This window comes from Nucisporomicrobium flavum, assembly GCF_016464385.1.
Classification (GTDB): Bacteria; Actinomycetota; Actinomycetes; order Mycobacteriales; family Micromonosporaceae; genus Actinoplanes; species Actinoplanes flavus_A.
The window spans coordinates 21339-42496 of sequence record NZ_JADMLH010000023.1 but is presented as its reverse complement, the minus strand read 5'-3'; the positions used below and the strand labels follow the sequence as shown (position 1 = coordinate 42496).

General features: G+C 72.8%; 22 protein-coding genes. 11 read left to right on the top strand and 11 right to left on the bottom strand.

Annotated features, from left to right (window positions below):
* Window positions 1-37: 37 nt before the first annotated feature.
* Window positions 38-652: a hypothetical protein gene (locus tag IT780_RS36035; RefSeq protein ID WP_199516332.1), complete on the top strand. Its 615-nt coding sequence runs from the start codon at window positions 38-40 to the stop codon at window positions 650-652.
* Here IT780_RS36035 and IT780_RS43340 read toward each other — a convergent pair.
* The gene (locus IT780_RS43340; RefSeq protein ID WP_307831553.1) at window positions 638-1144 is read right to left on the bottom strand and encodes an SDR family NAD(P)-dependent oxidoreductase; all 507 of its coding nucleotides are present in this window, start codon (window positions 1142-1144) and stop codon (window positions 638-640) included. The two genes, IT780_RS36035 and IT780_RS43340, sit on opposite strands and share 15 nt — an antisense overlap.
* Window positions 1111-1464 (bottom strand): SDR family NAD(P)-dependent oxidoreductase, encoded by a 354-nt coding sequence (locus IT780_RS43335; protein WP_307831552.1) that lies wholly within the window; start codon window positions 1462-1464, stop codon window positions 1111-1113. The genes IT780_RS43340 and IT780_RS43335 overlap by 34 nt, the downstream gene beginning before the upstream one ends.
* 97 nt (window positions 1465-1561) lie before the next feature.
* Here IT780_RS43335 and IT780_RS36025 point away from each other — a divergent pair, with 97 nt between their 5' ends.
* A complete protein-coding gene (locus tag IT780_RS36025; protein WP_307831551.1) occupies window positions 1562-2356 on the top strand; it encodes a helix-turn-helix domain-containing protein in 795 nt (264 codons plus the stop codon).
* A 4-nt stretch (window positions 2357-2360) separates the two neighbouring features.
* Here IT780_RS36025 and IT780_RS36020 read toward each other — a convergent pair whose 3' ends face one another.
* On the bottom strand, window positions 2361-3203 hold the full coding sequence (locus tag IT780_RS36020; RefSeq protein ID WP_504739630.1) for a DUF72 domain-containing protein: 843 nt from the start codon (window positions 3201-3203) through the stop codon (window positions 2361-2363).
* Between the two features lie 69 nt (window positions 3204-3272).
* On the opposite strand from IT780_RS36020, the gene IT780_RS36015 reads away from it, so the two are divergent.
* The 3 genes from IT780_RS36015 to IT780_RS36005 all read left to right on the top strand — a co-directional run bounded on the left by IT780_RS36015 (window position 3273) and on the right by IT780_RS36005 (window position 6442).
* A complete protein-coding gene (locus IT780_RS36015; RefSeq protein WP_199516330.1) occupies window positions 3273-4070 on the top strand; it encodes an SDR family NAD(P)-dependent oxidoreductase in 798 nt (265 codons plus the stop codon).
* A 183-nt stretch (window positions 4071-4253) separates the two neighbouring features.
* The gene (locus tag IT780_RS36010; RefSeq protein ID WP_233414068.1) at window positions 4254-5234 is read left to right on the top strand and encodes a glycosyltransferase family 2 protein; all 981 of its coding nucleotides are present in this window, start codon (window positions 4254-4256) and stop codon (window positions 5232-5234) included.
* 5 nt (window positions 5235-5239) lie between these two features.
* Window positions 5240-6442, top strand: coding sequence for a mannosyltransferase family protein (locus IT780_RS36005; RefSeq protein WP_199516329.1), 1203 nt, complete (start codon window positions 5240-5242; stop codon window positions 6440-6442).
* Here IT780_RS36005 and IT780_RS36000 read toward each other — a convergent pair.
* Window positions 6414-7223, bottom strand: a complete 810-nt coding sequence (locus IT780_RS36000) for a class I SAM-dependent methyltransferase (protein ID WP_199516328.1) — start codon at window positions 7221-7223, stop codon at window positions 6414-6416. The two genes, IT780_RS36005 and IT780_RS36000, sit on opposite strands and share 29 nt — an antisense overlap.
* A 112-nt stretch (window positions 7224-7335) precedes the next feature.
* Here IT780_RS36000 and IT780_RS35995 point away from each other — a divergent pair, with 112 nt between their 5' ends.
* The gene (locus IT780_RS35995) at window positions 7336-8028 is read left to right on the top strand and encodes a winged helix-turn-helix transcriptional regulator (protein WP_199516327.1); all 693 of its coding nucleotides are present in this window, start codon (window positions 7336-7338) and stop codon (window positions 8026-8028) included.
* A 53-nt stretch (window positions 8029-8081) separates the two neighbouring features.
* On the opposite strand, the gene IT780_RS35990 is transcribed toward IT780_RS35995, so the two are convergent.
* Window positions 8082-8648 carry a hemerythrin domain-containing protein gene (locus tag IT780_RS35990; RefSeq protein WP_199516326.1) on the bottom strand — a complete coding sequence of 189 codons (567 nt, stop codon included), beginning with the start codon at window positions 8646-8648 and terminating at the stop codon, window positions 8082-8084.
* Between the two features lie 75 nt (window positions 8649-8723).
* The gene (locus IT780_RS35985; protein ID WP_199516325.1) at window positions 8724-9587 is read right to left on the bottom strand and encodes an alpha/beta fold hydrolase; all 864 of its coding nucleotides are present in this window, start codon (window positions 9585-9587) and stop codon (window positions 8724-8726) included.
* Window positions 9588-9615: 28 nt separating this feature from the next.
* Here IT780_RS35985 and IT780_RS35980 point away from each other — a divergent pair, with 28 nt between their 5' ends.
* The 3 genes from IT780_RS35980 to IT780_RS35970 all read left to right on the top strand — a co-directional run bounded on the left by IT780_RS35980 (window position 9616) and on the right by IT780_RS35970 (window position 12926).
* Entirely contained in the window at window positions 9616-10338 is a 723-nt protein-coding gene (locus tag IT780_RS35980) for a TetR/AcrR family transcriptional regulator (protein WP_233414067.1), read from the top strand.
* A gap of 38 nt (window positions 10339-10376) precedes the next feature.
* Complete coding sequence (locus IT780_RS35975) at window positions 10377-10679, top strand: DUF1905 domain-containing protein (protein ID WP_199516323.1); 303 nt, start codon at window positions 10377-10379, stop codon at window positions 10677-10679.
* A gap of 315 nt (window positions 10680-10994) precedes the next feature.
* On the top strand, window positions 10995-12926 hold the full coding sequence (locus tag IT780_RS35970; protein ID WP_307831550.1) for a cellulose binding domain-containing protein: 1932 nt from the start codon (window positions 10995-10997) through the stop codon (window positions 12924-12926).
* A gap of 9 nt (window positions 12927-12935) precedes the next feature.
* Here IT780_RS35970 and IT780_RS35965 read toward each other — a convergent pair whose 3' ends face one another.
* Genes IT780_RS35965 through IT780_RS35955 form a run of 3 tightly spaced genes read right to left on the bottom strand, consistent with a single transcriptional unit; the run spans window position 12936 to window position 15522 of the window.
* Entirely contained in the window at window positions 12936-14036 is a 1101-nt protein-coding gene (locus IT780_RS35965) for a DNA glycosylase AlkZ-like family protein (protein ID WP_199516321.1), read from the bottom strand.
* A gap of 2 nt (window positions 14037-14038) precedes the next feature.
* A complete protein-coding gene (locus IT780_RS35960) occupies window positions 14039-15103 on the bottom strand; it encodes a threonine aldolase family protein (RefSeq protein WP_199516320.1) in 1065 nt (354 codons plus the stop codon).
* Between the two features lie 47 nt (window positions 15104-15150).
* On the bottom strand, window positions 15151-15522 hold the full coding sequence (locus IT780_RS35955) for a hypothetical protein (protein ID WP_199516319.1): 372 nt from the start codon (window positions 15520-15522) through the stop codon (window positions 15151-15153).
* Window positions 15523-15684: 162 nt separating this feature from the next.
* Between IT780_RS35955 and IT780_RS35950 the strand changes: the two genes are divergently transcribed.
* Window positions 15685-16071 (top strand): ArsR/SmtB family transcription factor, encoded by a 387-nt coding sequence (locus IT780_RS35950; RefSeq protein ID WP_199516318.1) that lies wholly within the window; start codon window positions 15685-15687, stop codon window positions 16069-16071.
* Window positions 16046-16573: a GNAT family N-acetyltransferase gene (locus tag IT780_RS35945; RefSeq protein WP_199516317.1), complete on the top strand. Its 528-nt coding sequence runs from the start codon at window positions 16046-16048 to the stop codon at window positions 16571-16573. The genes IT780_RS35950 and IT780_RS35945 overlap by 26 nt, the downstream gene beginning before the upstream one ends.
* Here the strand turns inward: IT780_RS35945 and IT780_RS35940 are convergent.
* The gene (locus IT780_RS35940) at window positions 16539-17777 is read right to left on the bottom strand and encodes an aminotransferase class I/II-fold pyridoxal phosphate-dependent enzyme (RefSeq protein ID WP_199516316.1); all 1239 of its coding nucleotides are present in this window, start codon (window positions 17775-17777) and stop codon (window positions 16539-16541) included. The genes IT780_RS35945 and IT780_RS35940 overlap by 35 nt on opposite strands.
* 71 nt (window positions 17778-17848) lie before the next feature.
* Window positions 17849-21067, bottom strand: coding sequence for a bifunctional diguanylate cyclase/phosphodiesterase (locus tag IT780_RS35935; protein WP_199516315.1), 3219 nt, complete (start codon window positions 21065-21067; stop codon window positions 17849-17851).
* Window positions 21068-21158: the final 91 nt, after the last annotated feature.

Sequence of the window (21158 nt, the reverse complement as noted above, 5' to 3'; positions counted from 1 at the left end):
ACGGGGGACAATCCACGACGGACATCAAGGAGGTCCGATGATGAGACGGCACGCTTCCGTGCTTCTGGTCGCCGTGGGGATCGGTGTGGCCGCCGGCCTGCCGTACGCGCTGACGGCCGCGAGGAAGTCCCCGACCGCCCCGGAGGCGGCCGGCACGGTGACGGTGCAGGACCGGTACGGCGTCGTGCGTTACGACACCGCCAAGCACCGCTGGGTCGTCGCGGGGGAGTCGCCCCTGCGCGGCAGCGGCCTGACCGGGGTGTCGTGCTCCACGACCACGGGCAAGCTCACGGTGTCGTTCACCCCGCTGAGCACGATCGGCACGTTCACGGTGGACGAGGACGACGTCTACGCCGGCCGCTATGCCGCCGGCGCCACCGTGACGACGAAGAGCCTGACGATCACCGTACGCAAGGTCTCCAGCGGGGCCGTGGTCTCGTGCAACTCCACGCAGCTGCGCTTGGCCGGAAGCAGCCTCCAGGTTTGGGTGCGTGGCAGCGTCGTGAGTACATCCCCGCCGACGACTGCGCCGACGCCACCCGCGCCGTCGCCGACCCGGCCCAGCACCAGCCCGACGGCCCTGCCGCCTACGACAGTTACGGCTCCGCCGCCGATCACCGACTCCGATCCGCCGGACTCAGCCGTCGGCTGAGGCGGCCAGGTCGCGCCACTGGTGCCAGGTGTCGAGGCGCTGGGCGTACGCCTTCTCCGCCACCGGGTACGGGTACGTGCCCAGGAACAACCGCAGCGGCGGCTCGGGCAGGTCCACGAGCGCGAGCATCGCCTTCGCCGTGTGCCCGGGGCCGGCCGGTTGCCGCCCCGCCGCCGCCGACCGGCGCGCCTCGCGGACGGAGTCGTACGCGGGCAGCGGCTCGGCCTGCACCGCGGAGCTGCCGGACCAGTCGGTCCCGTACGGCCCGGGTTCCACGACCGTGACCCGCACGCCCGCCGGCGCGACCTCCTGGGCGAGCGCCTCGCTGAACCCCTCGAGCGCCCACTTGCTCGCGTTGTAGATGCCGAGCAGCGGGAACGCGGCGACGCCGCCGATGCTCGACACCTGGATGATGTGCCCGCCGCCCTGGCCGCGCAGGATGGGCACGGCGGCCTGCGTCACCCACACCGCGCCGAGGAAGTTCGTCTCCATCGGGCGCGGACCTGGGCCTCCGTCACCTCCTCGGCCGCGCCGAACAGGCCGTACCCGGCGTTGTTGACGACGACGTCCAGCCTGCCGAAGCGTTCGTGGGCCTCCTGGACCGCGGCCAGGGCCGCGGCCCGGTCGGTGACGTCGAGCGGGAGGGCCAGCGCGGAGTCCGGGTGCGCGGCGACGAGATCGTCGAGCCTGCCGACGGTACGGGCGGTGGCGACCACCCGGTCGCCGCGCTCCAGTGCCGCCTCGGCCCACACCCGGCCGAAGCCGCGGGACGCGCCGGTGATGAACCAGACCTTCGAGTCCTGAGATGTCATGCCTCGATCGTCTGCCGGGCCCGCGAGGGCTGCCAGTACCCCGTCACGGTCACCATCGCGCCTTCGAGGAGCCGGTCCGCCGAGCTACAGTGCGGTCGTGGCGGGCGACAACCGGTTCGGTGAGTTCCTGAAGGCGCGCCGGTCGCTGGTCACGCCCGAGGAGGCCGGCGTACGCACGAACGGCCGTCGCCGGGTCGCGGGCCTGCGCCGCGCCGAGCTGGCCGCGCTCGCCGGGGTCAGTGAGCCGTATCTGGTCCGCCTGGAGCAGGGTCGTGACCGCAACCCGTCCCCGCAGGTGCTCGCCGCGCTCGGCCGGGCGCTGCGGCTCGACGAGGACGGCGTGGCGCACCTGCGCCGGCTGGCCGCGCCGGAGCCCGTCCCGGTCGCGCCGGAGCGGCTGGCCGACGGCATGCAGGAGCTGCTGGACGCCTGGTCGGGGGTGCCGGCGTACGTCCGCGGCCGGCACTTCGACGTGCTGGCGAGCAACGCGCTCGCGCAGGCCCTCGTGCCCGCCCACCGTCCGGGGCGCAATCTCATCCGCGACGTGTTCCTCGATCCGGACACCCGCGACCGGTACGCCGACTGGCCGGCGGTGGCCCGCTCGTCGGTGGCGGCCCTGCGCGCGGCGATCGGCACGGATTCGGACGATCCGGTGCTGCCCGCGTTGGTGGAGGAGCTGTGCGCGGCCAGCGCGGCGTTCCGGGACCTGTGGGCGCGGCACGACGTGCACCCGACCCGCGACGAGACGAAGGCCTTCGCGCATCCGGTGGCCGGCCGGTTCGCGCTGCGCCGGCACGTCCTGCACGTCGACGGCTCGCACGGCCAGGTCGTCATCGCGTACCGGCCGGAGCCGGACAGCCCGGCCGCCGCCGCGCTCGCCCGCCTGGCCTGAGCTTTCAGAAGAGGGTCAGCGGTTCGGTTTCCGGCAAAGGCTCCAATCCGGGTACGCGGGCCCGCACCTCCTCGTGGAACCGGCGGGCCAGCGCCGGCGCGTCCGCGTTGTCGGGCGTGTGGATGAACACGGTGGGGGAGCGCCCCTCCCGCAGCCAGCCGGCCGTGACCGCCACCCAGCGCTGCCAGCCCGCGACCGTCTCCTGTTCGGCGTCGCGCCCGAGGTAGCGGACGATGGGCCGGTCGGTCAGCGCCCGCGTCCGCAGGGACACCCGAGGCTTCTTCGTCCAGGCGTCACGTTCCCCGTCGCTGGTCGGCGGCGTACGGAAGAACGCGGTGGTGTCGAACGGGATCCACTCGGCGCCGACCGTGGCCAGCACCTCCTCCAGCTCGGCCGTCGCCCGCCGGTCGTCGAAGAACGCGGGATGCCGCACCTCCACGGCGTACCGGTGGGAGGCGGGGAGCCGGGCCAGGAAGGCGGCGAGCGCGGGCACGTCCGGAGGTCCGAAGGAGCCGGGAAGCTGGATCCAGTACGCGTGGACGCGCGGGCCGAGCGGTTCCATCGTGTCGAGGAAGACGCGCAGGGGCTCGTCCGCCCCGGCCAGCCGGTGCTCGTGCGTGATCACCTTCGGCAGCTTCAGCACGAACCGGAAATCCGGCCCGGTCTGCTGCGCCCACGACAGCACGGTCTCCCGCGCGGGTGTCGCGTAGAACGTCGTGTTGCCCTCGACCGCGTTGCACCAGCCGGCGTACGCCTGCAGCTTCTCGTGGGTCGGCAGCGGATGCGGGATGAAACGGCCCTGCCATGCCTTATGTGTCCACATCGCACAACCCACATGAAGACGCATGGGAAAACGGTACGCGCTCGCGCGGAAACCGCGTTGCGGGGCGCAGGCGGGGCGGCACAGACTCCCCGCATGAGGCATGTCGCGCTGGTCACCGGCGCCAACCACGGCATCGGCGCGGCGACGGCGGAGGCGCTGGCGGCCCAGGGCGCGGCGGTGGTGTGCGCCTACTGGACGGTCGAGGAGGAGCCGGACCCGGCGGTGCCCGCGGCGTACCGAACAAATCGGGCGCAGACCGCCGACGCGGTGGTGACGGGCATCCGCGAGCGCGGCGGTGACGCGGTAGCGGTCGCCGAGGACCTCACCGACCCCGAAGCGGCGCGGCGGCTCTTCGACCGGGCCGAGGCGGCGTTCGGGCCCGTCGACATCCTCGTCAACAACGCCTCCGGCTGGGTACAGGACACGTTCAGCCCGGCCACCGTCGACCAGCACGGCCGCACCCTGCAGCCGGTCACCGCGTCCACCTGGCAGCGGCAGTTCGCCGTCGACGCCATGGCGCCGGCCCTGCTGATCGCCGAGTTCGCCCGCCGGCACGCCGCCCGCGGCGCCGGGTGGGGCCGGATCGTCGGGCTCACCTCCGGCGGTGACCTCGGCTTCCCGCAGGAGGTCTCGTACGGGGCGGCGAAGGCGGCGCAGAACAACTACACGATGTCGGCGGCGGTGGAGCTGGCCCCGCTGGGCATCACCGCCAACGTGGTGCACCCGCCCGTCACCGACACCGGATGGGTGACCGACGAGGTCCGCGCCTTCGTCGAGCGGAGCACCGCCCACGTCCACGTCGCGACGCCCGCCGAGGTGGCCGGCGTGATCGCGTACCTGGCCTCGGACGCGGCGTCACTCATCACCGGCAACCTCATCACGCTGCGGTGATGCGGTGCGCACAAGCGCGTGAGCGGCCCCGAAGGTTGCAGCCGTGGGCAAGGTGAGATGTATGTCTCGGACGGCTTTCCGCCGCAACTCCCACCTATGTGCCACGTCGCCGGGAAATGACCCGGCTTCGCCGGCTCCCGGGCCAACCTCTTCCCCGGTAGTGATCACGTAGGGGAGGGCCAGATGAGTGTCGTGACGCCGATGCCGCGGTTGTCCGTCGTTGTTCCGGTGTTCAACGAGGAGGACGTCCTGCCGCTGTTCGCGGAGCGGCTGCGCCCGGTGCTGGACGGGCTCGGTGAGACGTACGAGGTGCTCACCGTCGACGACGGCAGCCGGGACGCCACCCCCGCGGTGCTGGAGAAGATGCGCCGCGAGTGGCCGCAGCTGCGGGTCGTCCGGCTGCGCCGCAACAGCGGGCACCAGAACGCGCTCACCGCGGGGCTGCAACGGGTCCGCGGGCAGTACGTGGTCAGCATCGACGTCGACCTGCAGGACCCGCCGGAGGTCATCGCCGAGATGCTGGGCCTCGCCGAGCGCGAGGGCCTCGACGTGGTGCACGGCGTCCGGACCGACCGCACCACCGACAGCCCGTTCAAGCGCTGGACCGCGGGGATGTACTACCGGCTCATCCGGCGCGTGGTGGGGACGTCCGTACCGCACAATGCGGGGGACTTCCGGCTGCTCAGCCGTACGGCCGTGGACGCCCTGACCGAGCTGCCCGAGCAGGGGCCGGTCTACCGCCTGCTCGTGCCCTGGCTGGGGCTGCCCAGCGGCGAGGTGACGTACGCCCGGGAGCGGCGCGCCGCCGGCCGGTCCAAGTACCCCCTCGCCAAGATGATCCGGCTCGCGCTGGACAGCATCACCGGCTTCTCGGCCGCCCCGCTGCGGGTCGCGACCTGGCTGGGCTGCGCGGGGGTGGCGCTGTGCGTCGTGATGGGGGCGGCCGTGCTCGCGGCGTACCTGTGGGGCAATGTCGTTCCGGGCTGGACCTCGATGTTCGTGGCGCTGGTCTTCCTCGGCGCGTTGCAGCTGCTGTGCCTCGGGCTGCTCGGCGAGTACGTGGCCCGTATCTTCACCACGATGCAGGGGCGCCCGGCGTACGTGGTCACCTTCGACTCGGCCGTGACCAAGCGGACCCGCCCGTACGCGACCACCGGCCGGTGAGCTCCTTGACCGTCACGCTTGACCAGCCGGCGACCATCAGCCCCGCCATACCCGACGTTGCCGAGCCGCCGGTCCGCAGCCCCTGGCGATCGGCGTTCCTCGCCGCCCTCGCCGTGTGGTCGGCCACCCTCGTGGTGCACCTGCTCGTCAGCGTGCTGGCGTGGGTGCCGCGCGGCGGCAAGGCCCCGGACCTGTGGCACGTCCTGCTCATGTGGAACAAGTGGGACGCCGGCCACTACGTACGCATCGCCGAGAGCGGGTATCACCTCGGCCCCGGCTTCCCGGCGTTCTTCCCGCTCTACCCACTGCTGATCCACGTCGTGGACGCGGTGCTGCCGGGCGGCGCGCTGATCAGCGCCCTCGTCGTCGCCAACGCCGCCGCGTACGGTGCGATCGCCGTGCTGTACCGGCTGGCCGATCACGAGTTCGGCCCCCAGGTGGCCCGCCGCGCCGCGTGGTACCTGGCCGCGTTCCCGATGGGGTTCTTCCTGTTCATCGGCTACAACGAGTCGCTGTTCCTGCTGCTCGCGGTCGGTGCCCTGTACGCCGGGCGCCGCGGGCACTGGTGGCTCGCCGGTTCGCTCGGGGCGCTGTCGTCGGCCACGCGGCTGTTCGGCGTGCTGCTCATGGCCCCGCTCGCGTTCGAGTACCTGCGTCAGCACGGCTGGCGGCTGCGCCGGATCCGGGCGGACGTGCTGGGGATCGCGCTGGTGCCGCTGGGCGTGGTGGCGTACAGCATCTACTGCCTGGTGGAGCTGGGCAGCCCGCTGGCGTTCAGCATCGCGCAGGACCAGTGGGGCCGGCGGTACACGTTCCCGGGCGAGGCGTGGCTGATCGCCGTACGGCAGCCGGGCGGCCACAGCCTGCTGTCCCCGACTACGCTGGGCGCTGCCCTCGACGCCGGTACGGTCCTGGTCGCCGTGGTGCTGCTCGTGTTGTGCGTCGCCGGTCCGTACAAGTTCCGCCGCGACCAGATGTACCTCGTCGTCCAGGGCGGCCTGACCCTCGTCATGTTGATGTCGACGGAGGTCGGCGGGCGAGCCATGCAGTCCTCGGCCCGCTACGCCATGGAGGCCGTGGCGATCTTCCTCGTGCTGGCCCGCATGGGCGCCAAGGAGGCCGTCGACCGGTCGGTGCTGGTCGTCGGGATGGCGCTGCACGCGGTGTTCCTGATCATCTTCATGGCCGGGACGTGGCTGGTGGCGTGACCCGGCGGCCGGTGTGCAGCAGGTACTCCCACTCCATCGCGCCGCCGCCCACGTCGTGCCGCCGGGCGAGGTCGGCCAGGTCCGCGTCGAGCGCCGCCCGCCGCTCCCCGTCCGCGCCGACCGCCCGGTACACCGCGATCGTCGGGCCGTAGTTGGCCCGGAAGTAGTCGCGGAACTCCTCCGCCGTCCCGAACCGGTCCACCCGCAGCACGGCCCGCCGCGCGGTGACGTCGGTGAGGCGGTCGCCGAACAGCGCGCCGACGTGGCCGGGGTCGCCCCACAGCGGCGGCGGCTGCGCGGACGGCGGCGCCGGCGGAACGTACGGCTTCATGGCCGCGAACAGCTGACCGATGAAGCCCTCCGGTGTCCAGTTGATCATCCCGACGACGCCGCCCGGCCGGCACACCCGCACCAGCTCGTCGGCCGTGCGCTGGTGATGCGGGGCGAACATGGCGCCCACGCACGACAGCACGGCGTCGAACTCCCCGTCGTCGAACGGCAGCGCCTCCGCGTCCGCCTCCTGCCAGCGCACCTTGACGCCGCGGCGCTCGGCCTGGGCGCTCCCGGCCGCGAGGAGCTCCGGGGTCAGATCGGACGCGGTCACGTCCGCGCCGGCGAGCGCGGCGGGGATCGCGACGTTGCCCGTACCCGCGGCGACGTCGAGCACCCGCTGCCCCGGCCCGACGCCGCACGCCTCGACCAGCACCGGCCCGAGGGCCGGGATGACCTCGGCGGCGACGGTGGGATAGTCGCCGAGCGCCCACACTGCCCGAGCCGTCATGTCTGTGCCCCCTCGCGTGCGGTGATGCCCCGACCGTAGGGGCCGTGGGGAGCAACGAACCAGTACAGGATCTGTACTGGCCCGCGCGGTGCGGGCGGCATACCGTACCGGCATGGGCGCGTCCTACCAGCAGTTCTGTCCCGTCGCGAAGGCCATGGAGGTGCTCGACGAGCGGTGGACGCTGCTCGTCGTGCGGGAACTCGTGGCAGGCAGCCGCCACTTCAACGACCTGCGGCGCGGGCTGCCGCGGATGTCACCGTCGCTGCTGTCGAAACGGCTGCAGCAGCTCGTCGCCGCGGGCGTCGTCCGCCGCGAGCCCGCCGGCACCGAGGTGCACTACCTGCTCACCGCCGCCGGGCGCGAGCTCGAGCCGGTCGTCCTGGCGCTGGGCGCGTGGGGCGTGCGCTGGATCGGCGAGCTGGGCGACGCGGACCTCGACCCGCGGCTGCTGCTGTGGGACATGCACCGCCATGTGGACCACGCCGCGCTGCCCGCCGGCCGTACGGTCGTGCACTTCCGCTTCCCCGGCACGGCACCGCGGCTGCGCGACTGGTGGCTGGTGCTGACCGCCGCCGCCGCCGACGCCGACGTCTGCGACGCGGACCCGGGCCACCCCGTGACGGTGACCGTGACGGCCGGGCTGCGCTGCCTGACGCAGGTGTGGCGCGGGGATGTCAGCTGGCGGCAGGCGCTGCGCTCGAGCGACCTGCGGATCGACGGGCCGGAGACGCTGCGACGAGCGCTGCCGGGCTGGTTCCGCACCACGGCGTTCGCCGAGGTGCCGCGCCCACCGGTCCCGGCATAGACATCGGCCGCATCCCCGGTGCGGGTGATGCGGCCGACTGCACGAACCGTGCGTTACTTGGTGGCGCGGCCGGTCAGCTTGTCGCGGAGGCGGTCCACCAGCCCGACGCCCGGCCCCACGAGCTTGTGGAACACCTCGTTGTTGGGCGCGCCCGGGTGCGGCCGGGTCGGGGCCAGCTTCTTGGCGGTCTCCACCTTGCCGGCCAGTTCGGTGAGCTCGTCGGCGGGGATCAGCCGGCGCAGCTCCGGGAACTGCTCGCTCTCCTCGTCCTGCACGTGGTCGGCCAGCACCGTCTCCAGCTTGCGCAGCGCGGTCTCGAACTCGGCGCTGGACACGTCGAGGTCCTCGAGCGCCTTCATGGTCTGCTCGAGCTCCTTGTGCTCCTCGACGTCGTGCTCCACGGCCTTCTCGCCGTCGGGCAGGTACTTCTTCATGGCCGGGTAGACGTACATCTCCTCGGCGACGGCGTGGCGCACCAGCTCGCTGATGGCGGTGTCGGTGAGGTCCCGCCGGATCATCGGGTCCTTGATCGTCCAGATCTCGCCGATCAGCGCGGTGACGTCGCGGTGGTCGCTGGTGAGGACATCGATCACGTCCCTGCCGGTCTCACTAGTGCTCACGATTCCTCCAGGATCAGCCGGCCCACGACTGGGCAGCCGTGATGACGAGTGCGTCGTACCCGCGAAACCGGCCACCTACTCCTGGGCGGGGCGTGCGAGGTGGGCCGTCAGCCAGGGCACGAGGATCGGCAGGACCGTCCGCGCCTGCATCGCCGCGATGTGGTCGGCGCCGGGGACGAGCTCGACGGTCCAGCCCCGGGCGGCCAGCTCGTCGCGGTGCTGCTTCAGCCCGTCGGCCAGGCCCACATACGCGTTGCCCCAGCGTTCGCCGTACTGAATGTTGTCGTTCTCGCCGGCGAAGGCGAGCCGCGGCACCACGACCTGGTCCAAGGCGGCTAGCTCGTCGAAGCCGCGCAGCGACTCGTAGAGGGTGAGGTACTGCCCTGCCTGCTCCGGGCTGAGGGTGACCTCGGTGGCGTCCCAGTCGCCCGGCTGCACGTCGGCGGCTGGAGCCGGAGGATCGTCGCGGTTGGCGAGGGCCATACGGTAGGTGGCCTCGGTGACGGTCAGCATCGGCTCGTAGGGGCCGCCGAGCGGCGGGAAGCCGCCCATGGCCAGCGCGGTCAGGCGGTCGGTGCGGATCGCGAGCTGGAGGCCGGCCAACGCGAGCCACGAGTAGCCGTAGTAGGCGAACCGCTCGGCGCCCGCGGCGTCGGCGATGGTGAGCAGGCCCTGCGCGACCTGGGCGGCGGTGAGGGTGTGGTGCTGGGGATGGGCGGCGAGATGACCCTCGTAGTCAGCCGCGACGACCCGCAGGCCGGCATCGGCGAGGGCGGTGGCCAAGGTGCGGCCGAGCGCGGGGTCGGCGCCCCACGCCCGCATCTGTTCCGCGGCCTCGCCGTCGGGAACCCGCGTGCTGACCGGGAGCAGAATCGCTGGTCCGTCGCCCAGGATGGTGAGGTCGAGGGCTGCGTCGTCGTGGAGCCGGGCCGTCGTCATGGAAACACTATACGATGTAAGGAGTATGATGGGCGACCCCTCCGAGGCGCATGCCCGCCGGCTCTGGCGGCACCGGGGCGCGACCGTGCCCGGCCCGAGGCGCGGCCCGCAGCGGCAGCTCGACCTCGACGAGATCCTGCGGATCGCCATCGAGATCGCCGACCGGGAAGGCCTGGCGGCGGTGACCACCCGCTCGGTCGCGGCGGTGGCCGGCAGGACCGCGATGGCGCTCTACCCGTACGTCGGCACGAAGGAGAACATGCTCGCGCTGATGCAGGACCACGCCTCCGCGATGCCGGCCTGGGAGGACCCGGAGGCCGGGCTCGCGGAAGGGCTGCGCGCGTGGGCGGAGGCGCTCTTCGAGGTGTACGTCGCGCACCCCTGGCTCGCCGGGAGGCCGTGGTCGCAGGCCAGTCAGGGCCCCAACGAACAGGACTGGCTCGAACGGCTGCTGCGGATCCTGGACCGGTGGGACGTGCCGCGGCAGGCGCGAGCTGTGGCGGTCACCATGCTCTATGCGACCGTACGGTCCACAGCGGAAACCGCCGCCGCGTACGCCAGGCTCGACCGGAACGGCGTGGAGGAGTGGACCGCCCAGGTGGAGGCCACCCGCGCCGTGATCCCGGACTTCGCCGAGCGGTACCCGTTGTCCACCTCGCTCGAGCCGGTGACGCCGGACTGGCGGGAGGCGCCCAGGGAAGCGCTGCGGGGTTCGGTGCGGTTGCTGGCCATGGGGCTGTCGGGGACCTGAGGCCGGGTTTTGTCGTACCCGCGTGGGACGCTGCCGCCGTGGAAGTGGTTTTCGAGTCGGAGCTGTGGCTCTGGGAGGCTCGCAAGGTGGAGAGCTGGACGTTCGTCAGCCTGCCGGTCGACGTCTCCGCGGAGATCCGCGATCGGGCCGGTGGGCTGAGCCGCGGGTTCGGATCCCTGCGGGTGCGCGTGACGATCGGCGGGAGCACGTGGCGCACGTCGATCTTCCCGGATGGGGGGCGGAAGGCGTATGTGCTGCCGGTGAAGCGGGCCATCCGGAAGGCGGAGTCGCTCGAGGCGGGGGACATCGCGGCGGTCACCGTGGAGGTGGTCGACCTCTGAGCGCGCGCCGGCCCGGCGGCCGTGCCCGGTCCGGCGGCCGTGCCCGGTCCGGCGGCCGTGCCGGGATCGCGCGGCGTTACTGACTCGGTTCATTGACAGCGATCTCTGGGCGGCGGAGTATGGGAGCGCTCCCACACCCGACCTCAGCTCCGGGAGATCACTGTGCACATGGCCCCCGTGGGGCCCCCCCCGCCCCCCCCCCCGCCCCCCGCCGCGGCCCCCCCCCCCCCCCCCCCCCCCCCCCCCCGGCCCCCCCCCCCCCCGCCCGCGCCGGCAGCCGCTGCCGGCACCGCCGACGTCACCGTCGATGTCGACGTGCGGTCCGGGCTCGCCACCGTGCCCACCACCGCCATCGGCGTCAACCACGCGATCTGGGACGCCGAGCTCGGCAAGCCCGCCGTCTCCGACCTGCTCAAGAACGCCGGCGTCCGGATGCTGCGCTACCCCGGCGGCTCGTACGCCGACATCTATCACTGGCGTGACCACACCGCTCCCGGCGGCTACGTCGCGCCGGGGACCGACTTCGACACGTTCATGGCCGGCGCTCAGCGCGCCGGTGCCGAGCCGATGATCATCGCCAACTACGGGACCGGGACGGCTCAGGAAGCCGCCGACTGGGTGCGGTACGCCAACGTCACCAAGGGGTACGACGCCACGTACTGGACGATCGGCAACGAGAACTACGGCAACGGGCACTACGGCTCCGCGTGGGAGGCCGATGACCACGCCGACAAGAGCCCGTCCCAGTACGCGTCCGAGGTGGTCGCGTACTCGCGGGCGATGAAGGCGGTCGACCCGGACATCAAGGTCGGCGCGGTCCTGACGATGCCGGGCAACTGGCCCGACGGCATCGTGGCGGCCGGCGACGACGGCACGTGGAACCAGACGGTGCTGCGGCTGGCCGGAGCCGCGATCGACTTCGTCGACGTGCACTGGTATCCGGGGGGCGGCTCCGCGGCCGAGGCGCTGAGCCGCACCGAGCACATCGGTGACGCCGCGCAGCTGCTGCGGGAGCAGATCGACCGGTACGCGGGTCCCGGCGCCGGCCGGATCGGCATCAGCATGACCGAGACCAGCGTCGGCGTGGGCCCGGACACGCAGCCGGGCGCCCTGTTCCTGGCCGACGCGTACAGCGGACTGCTGGAGAACGGCGTGTTCACCGTGCAGTGGTGGAACGTGCACAACGGCATCGGCACCGTCTCCACCGTCGCGGGGCAGACCGATTACGGCGACTTCGGGCTGCTGTCCAGCGGCGGCTGCCTGGCCGACGGGTCGGTGTGCGAGCCGGCCCTGAACACGCCGTTCGCGCCGTACCACGGGCTGGATCTGGTGGCCGACTTCGCGCGGCCGGGTGACCAGCTGGTCCGGGCCGGCACCGGCAATCCCCTGGTGACCGCGCACGCGTCGCGGCGGGCGAACGGTGATCTCGCCGTGCTGCTGGTCAACAAGGATCCGGACCGGGCGCACACCGCGGCCCTGCAGTTCCACGGGTGGACGCCGTCCGCCGCCGCCCCGGCCGTCTCGTCGTACCTCAACGGTGGCGCCGCGGTGCAGACCGGCGGCACCGGTGACGTCTCCGGTCAGGTGCTCCCGGCGTACTCGCTGACGCTCCTGACCTTGCACCCGGCCCGCACGGACGCCGCGCCGCCGCAGCAGCCGGGCCGACCGGTGGCCGGCGCGGTCACCGACCGCACCGCGACGATCTCGTGGCCGGCCGCGCGGGCGGGGTCGCGCCCGATCGCCAAGTACGAGGTGTACCGGCAGACCGCCGGCGCGAGCGAGCAGCTCGGCGAGACGACCGGCACCTCCTTCACCGCCCGCAACCTCGAGCCGGGCCGCCGGTACACCGTGACCGTGGTGGCCCGCGACACGGGCGGCACGGCCTCGTGGTCGTCGCTGCCGCTGACGTTCACGACGGCGGCCCCGGCGCAGTCGGCATGCACCGTGCGTTTCGCCGACACCAACGACTGGGGCAATGGCTTCGTCGGCTCGGTGGACATCACCAACAACACGGCCTCGCCGGTGGCGGGCTGGACGCTGACGTTCACCTGGCCGACCGGCTGGCAGAGCGTCAGCAGCGGCTGGAACGCAACATGGCAGCAGACCGGCACGACCGTACGCGTCACCAGCGACGCCGCCATCGCCGCCAACGGTACGACGTCGGTGGGCTTCGTCGGCTCCTACAGCGGCCCCAACGTGCTGCCCGCCGCGTTCACCCTGAACGGGACGGTGTGCTCGGCCGGCTGATGCCGACGGTCAGCCCGGGAGATCGAGGTCGAGGTGCAGCCAGTGCGCCAGGTCCTCGATCTCCCGGCGTACGGCGGCCGCCAGGGTCTTGCCGAACGGGGCGTCCTCGTGCACCGCGTCGACCCGGAGCATCCCCGCCCTGCGGTCCGCCGTGGCGTCGAGCTTGCCGACCAGGCGGTCCCCGTACAGGATCGGGAGCGCGTAGTAGCCCCAGCGGCGCCGCGCGGCCGGCTTGTACATCTCCAGCGTGTAGTCGAACTCGAAGTACTCGGCCATCCGCTTGCGGTCGAAGACCAGGCGGTCGAGCGGGGACAGCAGCGCCGCCCGTCCGGAGAAGTCCTGGTCCAGGTACGCCGGATCGACCCGCCAGACGCCCTTCACGCCCTCGACCACGGCCGGCTCGCCCGCCGCGCCCACGTCGGACGGCTCCACCGGGCACTCCGGGCCCCGCGGCCGGGCGATCCCCAGCGCCCGCAGCCGCCGCTCGTTGCGCAGGCGCAGCGCCTCCTCCTCGGGCACCATGTCGTCGGGGTAGATCCGGGTCGCCAGGTCCCACAGCCGCTCCCGGCCGCGCCGGCCCGCGCTCGCCACCTCGCCGCGCTGCACCATGAAGTCCAGCAGCTTGGTGACGTTACGGTCGTCGTTCCAGCCCGACGACTTCCACCGTACGGCGCACGTGTCGGGCAGCTCGGACACCGGCAGCGGTCCCTCGGTCTCCAGGCGGCGCAGGATGTCGCGGCGGCAGTCGTCGTTGGCGTCGACCCACTCGCGGACATCCTCCTCCCACGGGCGCAGGCCGGTGCGCGTCGCCCAGCCGGCCATCTCGGCCCGGTAGAGCGCCACGTCCTCGCGGGGCAGGATCCGGCCGCGCAGCTCGATGAGGGTGTGGTCCGCGAGCGCCGCGGCCAGCTCGGCCGGGTCGTACGCGGAGCCCAGCCGGCTCCACAGCACCAGGTCCGCGCTGGGTGCGACCGCGGCGGTCTGGTCGACCTGCAGCATCGTCAGGTGGCGTACGACCTCCGGCATCGTGGCCGGCCGAGCGCGGTGCAGCAGTTGGGCCCGTACGGCGATCCGCCGCGCGTCACGCCGGGTGAGCTGGTGGGCGGTCACGGTCAGTCACACAGCCCCGTGAGGATCTCGGCGATCGCGGCGGGTTTGTGGCGCAGCGTGGCCCGGCCCACCGAGAGTTCGGTGCGGACCACGCCGGGGTCCCCGGTCGTGATCGCGCTGGGCCACACCCACAGGCCGGTCTCCTCGGCGAGCCGCTTCGCGTTGATCCGATAGGCCTCGGCGGACGTCGCGAACAGCAGGTGCATCATCGGCGTCTGCGGCGGGTCCGGCACGACGCGGATCTCCGGTACGCCGGCCAGCGCCTCCGCGATCGCCCGGGCGTGGCGCATCCGCGCCGGCATCTCGTCGAGCGCCGCGTCGAGCAGGGTGAGCGCGGACGAGGCCGCCGGCCACATGCCGTACAGGGTGCCGCCGAGCCGGCCGCGCCACTCCCGTACCTGGTCGACGTCGTTCTCCGAACCTGCCACGCAGCAGCCCGGCAGCGCGCCGACGCCCTTGTAGAACGACACGTACGCGGTGTCGAACAGCGCGGCGATCTCCGCGGAGGAGCGTTCGTAGCCGGCCGTGGCCTCCCAGAGCCGGGCGCCGTCGAGGTGGGCCGCGGCGCCCCGGTCGCGGGCCCAGCCGGTCTGGGCGACGAGGTCGTCCCAGGGCGGGAGCCGGCCACCGAGGTCGCGCTGCGGCAGTTCCAGCAGCAGCGCGGCGACCGGTTCCGCGACGGCCCGCAGGTCGCCGAGGGTGAGCGGCCGCTCCAGCTCGCCCGCGTGCCGCCCGACGAGCTGGTGCAGCCGCTGATGGGCCTGCCCCTCGTGCCGGTCGAGGTGGCAGTACGGATGCCACACCACGGTCCGGGGGCCGCGGGCGTCGGCGTGCACCCGCAGGGTCGCCGCCTGCGCCATCGTGCCGCTGGGCAGGAAGACCGCGGCGGGCTTGCCGAGCAGAGCCGCGACGTGCCGTTCCAGCTCGGCGACGACGCCGCCCTCGCCGTACGTGTCCGGCACGGCGTCCGGGTCGACGGTGGCGATCAGGTCCCGGGGCCGGACGAGGCCGTTGCCGAGGAACGAGTCGGTGCAGGCGGCCCACCGGGCCCGGGTTGCCTCATCCACGCCCCCAGTCTCGCGGGTCCGCGGCGACCTGTCAGGCCGGTCGGGCGCTAAAGGTCCATCGTCTCCTCGATGCGGCGCAGCTGGTGCCGGGCCATCGCCAGGTTGGCCTTGGCCCTGTTCAGCGCCAGGTAGAGGAAGAGGCCGGCGCCGCTGCGCGAGGTGAGCGGCCGGACCAGGTGGTACTGCCCGTCCATCGTGGTGAGGATGTCCTCGATGGAGTCGTCGAGGCCCAGCATCTGCATCGTGCGCAGCTTGGCCCGTACGACGTCGGTGGTGGCGGCCGCGGCGACGGTCATGTCGAAGTCCGCCGTCCCGCCGACGAGCCCCAGCGCCATCCCGCTCCCGGAGTCGACGAGCGCGGCGCCGAGCGCGCCACTGATCTGCATCGCGTCCTTGAGGGCGACGTCCATCTCGGGCATGGGGTCCTCCTGTCATGACTGGTGTCGATGCCGAGGATGGCCCGGACGGCGGCGCCGGGATCGCACCCGATGTGCGAACTTCTTCAACTGCTCAATTCAGCAACGTACGGCCGTCGCACCCGGCGTACGTCGTCCCGGGCGGCGTTCTGCCATGGTTCAGGCGTGTCCAAGCCCCTCTACCAGGCGAAGGCGGAGCTGTTCCGGACCCTCGGGCATCCCGTCCGCATCCGGGTGCTGGAGCTGCTGCAGGACGGTCCGCTGCCCGTACGCGACCTGCTCGCCGAGATCGACGTCGAGGCGTCGAACCTGTCGCAGCAGCTGTCGGTGCTGCGCCGCGCCGGCATGGTGACCTCGACGCGGGAGGGCTCGCTGGTGGTGTACGCCCTCAGCACCCCGGACGCCGCGGCGTTGCTGGCGGTCGGCCGGCGGCTGCTCGGCGCCGTGCTGACCGACCGGGACGAGCTGCTCGTCCAGCTGCTCGGCGGTGTCGCGGCGCCCACCGGCGAGCTGGTAGGCAGGAGCCATGCGACTTCGTCCGTACGCCGATGAGGACCGTGGGCTGACCCTGCGGCTGGAGACCGACCCGCAGGTCGTGGGACATCTCGGCGGCACCGGTGACGAGGAGCACGCCGACCGGGTGCACCGCCGGCGGCTGGCGGAGGTCGCCGCCGGGGATCTGATCTTCACGATCCTGCCGGAGGGTGAGGCGGCGCCCGTCGGGGTCATCGCGATCTGGCGGTCGGAGTGGGAGTCCCGGCCGATCCACGAGCTCGGCGCCATGCTCGTGCCCGGGCATCAGGCGCGCGGCGTGGCCTACGAGGCGTTCCAGCAGCTCCTTCCGCGGGCGCGGGACCGCGGGGTCGGGCTGTTGCACGCCTTCCCCGCGGTGACGAACGGCCCGTCGAACGCGATCCTGCGCAAGCTCGGCTTCACCCGCGGCGAGGACTGCGACCTCGACTACGAGGGCCGCCCGCTGCGCTGCGCCCATTGGGTCCGCGACCTGCGCGCCGATCCCGTCACCGGCGACGCAGCACCCCGTTCAGCTCCGTGAGCGTGGCCAGCAGCCGGTCGATCTGCTCGTCGGTGTGCGCGGCGGTCATCTGGATGCGGAAGCCGACCTGATCCTTCGGTACGCCCGGGTACGGCGCGAGCGTCACGTAGATGCCCCGCTCCAGCAGCGTCTGTGCCACCTCGGGCAGGTTCTCGCCGTCGGTGAGCGGGATCTGCACGAGCGGGTAGCCGGACACGTTCGGGGTCTGCACGCCCATGCCGTCGAGGTGGTCGAGCACCCGCCGGGTCTTGCGATACAGCTCCCCGCGCAGCACCTCGCCGCGGGCGTCGTTGACCTCGAGCCCGGCCAGCACGGTCGCGAGCGACGCGGTCGGCACCGGCCCGGAGTAGAGGTACGGCGGAGCGGCGATCTTGAGGTGCTCCTTGACCGGCGTGGTGCAGGCGACGAAGGCGAGCATCGACGAGTACGCCTTCGAGAAGCCGCCGACGAGCACGACGTTGTCGTAGTCGAGCCCGTAGTGGCGGATCACGGCGTTGCCGCGGCTGCCGTACGGCGAGGTCTCGTCGGGTGTGCGCTCGCCGATGATGCCGAAGCCGTGCGCGTCGTCGATGTAGAGGGTGGCGCCGTGACGGCGGCACAGCTCCGCGAACGCGGGCACGTCGGGGGTGTTGCCGGTCATGCTGTTGACGCCGTCCATGCAGACCAGCACCGGCTCGCCCGCGGGGATGGCGGCGAGCAGCTCGGCGAGGTGTTCCACGCTCTCGGAGCGGAACCGCTGGACGGTCGCGCCGAGGGCCCGGGCGTGCACGCACCCGTCGTAGATCGTGCGGTGGGCCCGTGAGTCCATGAGCACGTGACCCTTGCCCGCGAGGGCCGGGATGACGGAGAGGTGGATCTGGCTGATCGTCGGCAGCACCAGGGTGTCCGGCGCGCCCAGCAGCGCGGTCAGCCGCTCCTCGATCATCGGGTAGAGCCGGGGGCTGCCCAGCATCCGCGACCAGCTCGGGTGCGTCCCCCAGCGCCGGACCTGGACGTCGATCGCCCCGATGATCTCGTCGTCGAGGTCGAGGCCCAGGTAGTTGCAGGACGCGTAGTCCACGAGCCAGCGGTCGCCGATCCGGATGGTGCGACCGTCGATCTCGTCGACGACCTGGTCCCAGAGCCCGGCGCGGGCGAGGTCGGAGACGCTGCGGTAGGCGGACTCAGCGGCGGGAGAAGACGAGGTCGGGGCGGGGAGGAGCATCCGCGATGCTGACATGGGGAAGGATGCATCGTCCAATTAACAGACCTTAATGTGACGATGGGCTCAGTGGGTCACGCGTCCGGTCCGTCCGCCACCCGCCGGTGGGCATCCTCCTCGGCCAGCGGCCGCGCGAACAGGAAGCCCTGTCCCAGCCGGCAGCCCGCCTCGGCCAGCAGCCGGTGCTCCTCCGCCGTCTCGATGCCCTCGGCCACCACGTCCAGGTTCAGCGTGCCGGCCAGCTGGATGATGCCGCGGACCAGGTCGAGCTGCTGCTGCGAGCCGGTGATGGTGTCCACGAACGACTTGTCCAGCTTCAACGTGTCCACCGGCACCCGGTGCAGGTAGCTCAGCGACGAGTAGCCCGTACCGAAGTCGTCGATGGACATCTTGATCCCGGCCCGGCGCAGGCGGGCGATATCGGTGTGGATCCGCTCGTGCTCGCCGAGCAGCAGGCTCTCGGTGATCTCCAGCGTGAGCAGGTGCGCGGGCAGCCCGGAGCGGGTCAGCTCGTCGAAGACCTGATCCACGAAGTCCGGCGAGCGGAACTGCCGGACCGAGACGTTCACGCTGATGTACGGCGTGTCCCGCGGGTGCTCCCGGTGCCAGGCGGCGGCGGTGGCCACGGCCGTCCGCAGCACCCAGGCGCCCAGCTCGACGATCAGTCCCGACTCCTCGGCGAGCGGGATGAAGGTCGCCGGGGACACCATGCCCCGCTCCGGGTGCTGCCAGCGCAGCAGCGCCTCGAAGCCGACCGTACGCGTGCTGCTCAGCTCGACGATCGGCTGGTACGCGAGCCGGAACGCGTCCTCGGCGAACGCGCGGTCGAGGTCCTTGCGCAGCTGCATTCGGTCGAGGACCTCCTCGTGCAGGGAGGCCTCGTAGCGTCGCCAGCGCGGCCCGTCGCCCGCCGACACGGTGTCCAGGGCGACGTCCGCCTGACCGACCAGCTCCTTCGCGGTGTGGGCGTCGGCGGTAGTGGACACACCCGCGCGCAGATACGCGGCGACCAGGCTGCCGCCCGCGTGGAACCACTCGGTGGACACGCCCACCACCTGGTCCGCGAGCTTCTCCAGGTACGCCACGTCCGGCGCCTCGCGGACCACGATGCCGAACTCGTCGGCGCCGAGCCGGGCGACGCTGCCCCGGCCGGCGAGCGCGGCGGACAGCCGTTTGGCGACGGCGATCAGCAACTCGTCGCCGACCTCGTGGCCCATCGTGTCGTTGACCGTGCGGAACCCGTCGATGTTGCAGACCATGACGCCGCAGGTGCCGCCGTCCCGCCCGGCGGCCGCCGCGGCCACGTCGTCCTGGAACTGCAGCCGGTTGCCCAGCCCGGTGAGCGGATCCACGTACGCCCGGGCGAGCAGCTCCTGCTCGAGGCGGCGCCGCTCGGTCACGTCGCGCAACGTGATGACCAGGCCGTGCACGCCGGGCTCCGAGCGCATGTCGCCGATGGCCGCCTCGGTGTAGATCATTTCGCCGTCGGTACGGCGTACCCGCCACAGGTTCAGCGCGTCCCCGGGCGGCCCGCTGCGGGCGGCGTCCAGTTCCCGGCGGACCTCGTCGCGCTGCGCCGGATCGATCAGGTCCAGCACGCCGGTGCCCACGAGGCCGGCCGTGCCGATCACCGGTTCCGCCGCGGGGCTCGCGTACGTGATCGTGTTGTCGTCGCCGACGATGGCGATCACCTCGGTGGCGTTGAGCACCAGCGTCCGGAAGTACGCCTGGCTGTCGCGCCGGCTGATCTCCCGGTTCAGCCGGATGCGGTCGATCATCGTGGCGGCCTGGCCGGCGAGCACCGGCAGCGCCTCCTGCAGGTCGACGATCGCCCGCTCCTCGGTGCCGACGTACAGGTCGCCGATCCACGTACGGCCCACCGCCAGCCGGCAGTGCAGTGCCAGCTCGAAGGCCGCCAGCGGCTCGGCGGCCTCGGGCGGCAGCGTCACCACGTACCGCAAATCCGGCGCGCCACCCGGCGATCCGGCGGGCGCCGGGTCGGCCGGGGTGACCTCCGGGTCGTCGTGCACCCTCAGCACCACCCGGTGCAGCGTGCCGGGCGGCAGCATGTGCCCGACCGCGCGGCGCAGGACGTCGGTCGCCTCCTCGGTCCCGGTGCAGACCAGCAGGGCCTCGCACGCCAGCCGCAGCTCGCGTTCCCGGGCCAGCGTCTGGCGCAGGCTCGTGGCGACGGCCGAGATCCGGGCCAGTGACAGCAGGATGAGCGCCGCCGACACGACGGCGATGAGGATGCCGTCGGTGACCGGGCCGCGCAGCGCCTGCACCAGCAGCGCGACCGGGGCCAGCAGCGACGCCACCGTCAGCACGGCCCGGCGCAGCGAGATCTGGGTGCTGCTGAGCACCTGCGGCTCGGTGGCGCGGATCATCGACGGGTGCAGGGCAGCCGCGCCGCCGGCGATGCAGAACAGCAGCCAGCCCACGTCGCTGGGGCTGCCCAGCTGCCAGAAGCCACTGAGGCGGCTGAGGCCGTACAGCGTGTCCGCGGTCAGCAGCGCGGCACCGGAGATCAGCAGGAAGACCAGGCTGGTGTTGCGGGTCGCGCTCACGCCCAGCCGGGCCAGGATCGCCAGGACCAGCAGATCCGTCAGCGGGTACGCGATCGAGACCGCCTTCTCCAGCGGGCTCAGCGTCGGGTCCTGCAGGAACGGATTGATCAGGAACGTCCAGGCGAGGAACCCGACGCCGACGGTGAGGATGACCGCGTCCAGCATGCCGGCGCGGTCGGGCAGCCGGGCGCCCGACCGGGTCAGCCCGAGCAGGCCGGCCACCAGCAGCGGCGACGAGACGCCCAGGAACACCAGGTCGGCGGGGGAGGGGAACTCGCCCGCATTGAACAGGGCCACCACCGTGCCCGCCACGAAGGCGACGTACCCGCCGCTGAGCAGCAGCCACGGTGTGCGGCGCCGGGGGGAGTTCAGCGCGACGCCGACGGCGAAGGCGGTCAGGGAGGACAGGACGATCAACGCCCACGCCGCCACCACGGGTCCCGGGAACGCCAGGTAGACGCCGACGAGGCAGAACGAGAGGACGAGGTGGGCCAGCATGGCCCGGCTCAGCAGCGCATCCCGGCGCGTCCGCTCCGCGTCGGTCCCGGCCCCCGAGCCGGCCGCCTCGAGACGGCGCAGGACGCCGAGGTCCGGACCGGGCCCCGCGCCGACCGGCCGCTCCTCGACCGGGACGGCCACGCCCGCCGACGAGCGCCGCCCGGCGGCACGCCAGCGGCGCGCGTCGCCTGGGCGACCCTCGACGGAGAAGCGCTCGTCTGTACTCAAGGCAACCTGCCCGGGCCGCATCTGTGCCTGCCGGTGGTAACTGGCGTCACTACCTCGTGATCGGCATCGGGGGTTCAGGACTGAAGTTCTC